The following is a 4,771-nucleotide window of genomic DNA, read 5'->3' on the forward strand; positions in this document are numbered from 1 at the left end:
GCCGTCACCACCGGGACGAGCATGGCCTTGAGCAGTCCGGCGCCCGCGGCGAGCACGGGAGCGGCGATACCGGGCTCGGTGTCGAGCAGCGCGTGGCGGCCGTGTCGCTCCGCGGCCTGCGGGTGGGGGACGGCCGGCTCGTCGACGGACGGCGACGCCGGCCGGTCGGGTGACGAGTCGGACGGAGTCGGCTCGGCGGACTCGGGGTGCGGGTGCGGGGACGGGGGCGTGGTGTGGTGCATGGGTGTGTCCGCCGCTGACGCGCGGCGTGCGGTGGGGGACGGTGGTGGGCGCCAACTGGGATTCAGCTGTGGGGACTTGCTCGTGAAACACCCGTGCCGAGTCGGTCCGGGCAGGCGCGACCGTCGGGCCGGCTCGGCACGGGAGTCTGTTTCCGGAAGAAGCCGCCTAGAAGAAGCCGCCGTCCATGGGCAGCGTGCGGCCGGTCATGTAGGCCGCGTCGTCGGAGGCGAGGAAGGCGTAGCCCGCGGCGACCTCCTCGGGCTGGGCCAGGCGCCCGAGTGCGCCGTGGACGGACAGCCACTGGGAGAGCGGCATCGACTCCCTGAGCTGGGGGTGCTGGTAGCCGGCGGCGTGCTCCGCGGCCATGTCGGTGGCGGTGCCGCCGGGGGCGATGGCGTTGACGGTGATGCCGCGCCGGCCCAGTTCCGCGGACAGGTTGAGGACCATGGATTCCACGGCGGCCTTGGACGAGGCGTACAGGGTGTGGCCGAAGACCGCGCGGGAGGCGCTCACCGAGGAGGTGAGCACGATCCGCCCGCCCTCGCGCATGTGGGCGGCGGCGTGCTGGACGGCGAACAGCTGGCCGCGGGTGTTCACGGTGAAGACGCGGTCGAAGTCGGCCGGGGTGATGTTCTCCAGCGCGTCGAAGTGCTCGATGCCGGCGCACGAGGCCAGCACGTCCAGTTGCCCGAACTCGGACACCGCCCGCTCGATCAGGGCCTTGGTCTGCTCGGGGTCGGCGACGTCCGCGACCATGGCGAATGCCCTGGCGCCGCCGGCCGCGAGCGTGGCGACCACCTCGTCCGCCGCCTGCTGGTTGCCGCGGTATCCGATGACGACCGCCGCCCCCTCCGCCGCCAGCCGTACGGCGACCGCGGCGCCGATCCCCCGGCTGCCTCCGGTCACCACCGCGACCTTGCCCGCGAAGCGGGCGCTGCCCACTGATGCCATGGGTCTTCGTTCCTTCCTGCCGCCACCGGTGCGCGAGCACAGGAGCGGCAAAGGCTCTGGTTCCAGCCGTCGTGTCCCTCAGGCGGCACGACGAGGCTAACACTAACCGCAGGAAATCCTTCACTTATCCTGATTGTCGTACGCTCGGCACGCACGCAGAGCAGGACGGCGGACGACAGCAGAGGTGGACCACGGTGACCGGCAGTACTCCAGGGCGAGGCGGGAGCCCGCGGCTGCGCGCCGACGCCGCGCGCAACCGCGCCCAGATCCTGGCCGCGGCGCGCACCGCCTTCCGCGAGTCGGGCACCGCCGTCCCCCTGGACGAGATCGCGCGCCGGGCCGGCGTCAACATCGCCACCCTCTACCGACGCTTCCCCGACCGCGACGCCCTGATCACCCAGGTCGCCCTGGACGGATTCACCCTCGCGCTCGACACCGCCCGCACCGCGGCCGACACGGCGCACACCGATCCACTCGCGGCCGTGGAGACCTTTCTTCAGGGCCTGATCGACAACCGCGACCTGCTCTCACTGCCGCTCATCGGGGGCCCCAGGACGAACGATCCCCAGGCCCGCGAGCTGCAACGGGAGATCGCCGCCACGCTGGAGGAGATCCTCACCGAAGGACGCGCCCGCCGGGCCCTGCGCCCCGACGTCACCGCCGTCGACCTGATCACCACCGCCGCCCTGATCTGCCGCCCCCTGCCCCACCTCCCGCCCCAGCAGGCCACCGCGCTGACCGCACGACACCTCGGCGTCTTCCTCGACGGCCTGCGCCCGGAACCCACCCGCACCCTGCCGCCGGCCCCCACCCACGAGGAGATGACGGCCCACCTCACCCTCGCGGACGGGTCGGCCGACACCCCGACCGAGGACTGACCCGCAGTCATACCCGCCTGGGGCCTGCCGTCCTCGTCCGGACGGCAGGCCCCAGGGCTCTTCCGAGCGCCGGGCAGGACAGGACCGCCGTCCCGGCGGGGTCCGCGTTCTGGAGCAGGATCAGCGGTCGGCGGCGATCCGGGCCGCGAGGCCGTCGAGGAGGAGACGGAGGGCGAGTTCGAAGCCGCGTTCATCGAGCCCGGGGCCCCGGCCGGCGGCGGCCTCCAGCGAGTCGGCGAGTGCGGGGTAGTCGGGCCGGTAGTCCGCGGCCGGCCGGTTGAAACCGGCGCTGAAGGTCTCCAGTGCGGACCCGAGCACCAGGTAGTCGAGTGCCGCCGCCGCCTCGGCCGCGGCGGCGGGATCGAGCCCGGCGCGGCCGAGGGCGGCGAGCAGCGCGTCGTATCCGAGCAGCTGGCGGGCGGCTCCGACCCGGCGCCGGGCGAACAGCGCGATGGTGTTGGGGTGGCGGACGAAGGCGGCCCGGTAGCCGCGCGCGTACTCGGCCACTCCCGTGCGCCAGCCCAGGGGGCTGGGCCCGGCCGGTGCCTCCAGCGGGCCGAGGTCGATCTCGGCGTTGACCAGCTCGGCCAGGGAGTCGAGGAGTTCGTCCTTGCCGGTGACGTGGTTGTAGAGCGAGGCGGCCTTGACCCCGAGGCGGTCGGCGAGGGCGCGCATGGTGAGGCCGTCCGGGCCCGACTCGTCGACCACGTCGAGGGCAGCCATCGCGATGGCCGCCCTGCTCAGCAGTGCCCTGCTCGGTCGCCCCACGGCCCCACCCTTCCTCCGTCCATCGATCCGGCCACGTTACAGCCTGGTGTCGGCCTCTTCCGCAACGCCCAGTGCAGGGTCTACGGTCCGGGACTAACAAAGTTAGTTTTATTCGAAGCAAGGTGGACCGAACATGCCCGAGAACCCTCCAAGACCGACCCCCGACGGGCAGACCCCCGACGCGCGGACCTCCGACGGACAGACCTCCGACAGCGACCGCCTCGCCGCCCTCGGCTACCGCCAGGAACTTCGCCGCAGCCTCGGTGTGCTCGGCAACATCTCGATGGGCTTCGCCGTGGTGTCGCCGGTCGTCGGGCTGTACGCCGTCGCCCAGGTCGGCATGAGCGTGGACGGCGGTGCCTGGGTGTGGGCCCTGCCGATCTGCCTGCTCGGCCAGCTGCTGGTGGTCTGCGTGTACTCCGAACTCACCTCGCAGTGGCCGCTGGCGGGCGGCGCGTACCAATGGACCCGGCGGCTGACCGGACCGACCTTCGCCTGGCTGAGCGGCTGGATGTGGCAGTTCGCCGTGATGTTCGCCAACACCACGGTCGCCTACCTCGCCTCGCCCTGGTTCTTCGCCCTCTTCGGCGCCACCCCGACACCGACCCGACTGGTGCTGGCGTCGGCCGGGTTCGTGGTCCTGTGCACCCTCGCCAACGCCTACGGCATCAACCTGCTGCGCTGGTTCGTCTCGCTCGGCATCGCCGCCGAGGCGATCGCCTCCGTCCTGGTGGGCCTGGCCCTGCTGCTCTTCTTCCGCCACCACGGTCCCGGCCTGCTCACCGACACCCTGAACGCGCCCGCCACCACCGGCACCAGCGACCTGATGTCCTTCCTGGCCGTGATCGCCGTCGGCGGCTGGGCCTTCATCGGCTTCGACGCCTGCGTCTCCACCGCCGAGGAGACCAAGGACGCCGCCCGCCAGGTCCCCCGGGCGATGCGCTGGTCCCTGCTGAGCGTGGGCACCGTGGTCATCCTCAACGCCATCGCGGTGGCCCTGGCTCACCCCGACCCGGCCGCCGTGGTCTCGGGACAGGACCTCGACCCCGTCACCACCGCCGTCACCTCCGGGTTCGGCGACTGGTCCGCCAAACCGTTCGTCGTGGTCGTCCTGATCAGCTTCACCGCCTGCCTGATGGCCTCCCAGGGCGGCGCGGCCCGCGGCCTGTACTCGCTCGCCCGGGACGACGTCTTCCCGTTCTCCGGCCAGGTCAGGAGGGTCAACCGGCACAAGGCCCCGATCGGCGGCCTGATCACCGCCACCCTGGTCAGCTGCGCCGCGCTCCCGCTCGGACTGAAGAGCACCGCGATCGGCAGCCTGATCACCTTCGGCAGCGCCGCGACCTTCCTACCGTTCTTCCTGCTCACCGCGGCCGCGCTGATCGCCCGGCTGCGCGGCACCTGGAAGCCGGCCGGGCTGGTCTCGTTCGGCCGCTGGGGCACGGCGCTGAACGCCCTCGCGGTGCTCTGGACCGGCCTGGAAGTGGTCAACATCTGCTGGCCGCGGACCATCCTGGCCCCGCCCGGCGCGCCCTGGTACCAGGTGTGGGCGGCACTGATCGGCGTCGGACTGGTGACCCTCGTCGGGCTCGGCTACCTGGTCGCCCGCAGGCCCCAGCGACTGATGCGGAGGCCTGCCACCGAGCGCCCCGGCACCGACGAGCTCGCGCCCGCCGTGCTCTGACCGACCTCTCACCCCACGGCTCCCCCGCCCCACGCACGCTCGCTCCACGCCTCGCCGTCAGCGCGCCGACCCGGGCGGGGCGGAGCTGTCGGAGCCAGGGGCATGGGCGGAGCGACATCGGTGTGACGTGGGCCTCAGCCCGGGAAGATCGCCTGTACTCAGAGCACGGGCGGCGACTCGGCCAGTGACGGACAAATCGGGCAAACCCTGACATAAACCGTGAGCCCGCTCACACCCAAAACGGCCT

The 4,771-nt window shown here is 72.5% G+C and carries 4 protein-coding genes and 1 pseudogene; 2 read left to right on the forward strand and 3 right to left on the reverse strand.

All coding sequences use genetic code 11. The features are described from left to right. Nucleotides 1-242, reverse strand: a pseudogene (locus ACGF12_RS37810) (hypothetical protein); the annotation flags it as partial. A gap of 166 nt (nt 243-408) precedes the next feature. After that, nucleotides 409-1,194, reverse strand: coding sequence for an SDR family NAD(P)-dependent oxidoreductase (locus ACGF12_RS37815; protein ID WP_393040961.1), 786 nt, complete (start codon nt 1,192-1,194; stop codon nt 409-411). A 194-nt stretch (nt 1,195-1,388) separates the two neighbouring features. On the opposite strand from ACGF12_RS37815, the gene ACGF12_RS37820 reads away from it, so the two are divergent. Beyond that, entirely contained in the window at nt 1,389-2,072 is a 684-nt protein-coding gene (locus ACGF12_RS37820; protein WP_393040964.1) for a TetR/AcrR family transcriptional regulator, read from the forward strand. A 120-nt stretch (nt 2,073-2,192) separates the two neighbouring features. Here ACGF12_RS37820 and ACGF12_RS37825 read toward each other — a convergent pair whose 3' ends face one another. Continuing rightward, entirely contained in the window at nt 2,193-2,840 is a 648-nt protein-coding gene (locus ACGF12_RS37825; RefSeq protein ID WP_393040967.1) for a TetR/AcrR family transcriptional regulator C-terminal domain-containing protein, read from the reverse strand. A 133-nt stretch (nt 2,841-2,973) separates the two neighbouring features. Here ACGF12_RS37825 and ACGF12_RS37830 point away from each other — a divergent pair, with 133 nt between their 5' ends. After that, a complete protein-coding gene (locus tag ACGF12_RS37830; RefSeq protein ID WP_393040970.1) occupies nt 2,974-4,524 on the forward strand; it encodes an APC family permease in 1,551 nt (516 codons plus the stop codon). Nucleotides 4,525-4,771 lie beyond the last annotated feature (247 nt).

Origin of the sequence: Kitasatospora sp. NPDC048296, assembly GCF_043201815.1 — a bacterium.
Classification (GTDB): Bacteria; Actinomycetota; Actinomycetes; order Streptomycetales; family Streptomycetaceae; genus Kitasatospora.

What these genes read in the sequence shown, in the direction of transcription:
- ACGF12_RS37815 (WP_393040961.1), bottom strand. Translation starts at nt 1,194, where the DNA reads ATGGCATCAGTGGGCAGCGCCCGCTTCGCGGGCAAGGTCGCGGTGGTG.
- ACGF12_RS37830 (WP_393040970.1), top strand. Translation starts at nt 2,974, where the DNA reads ATGCCCGAGAACCCTCCAAGACCGACCCCCGACGGGCAGACCCCCGAC.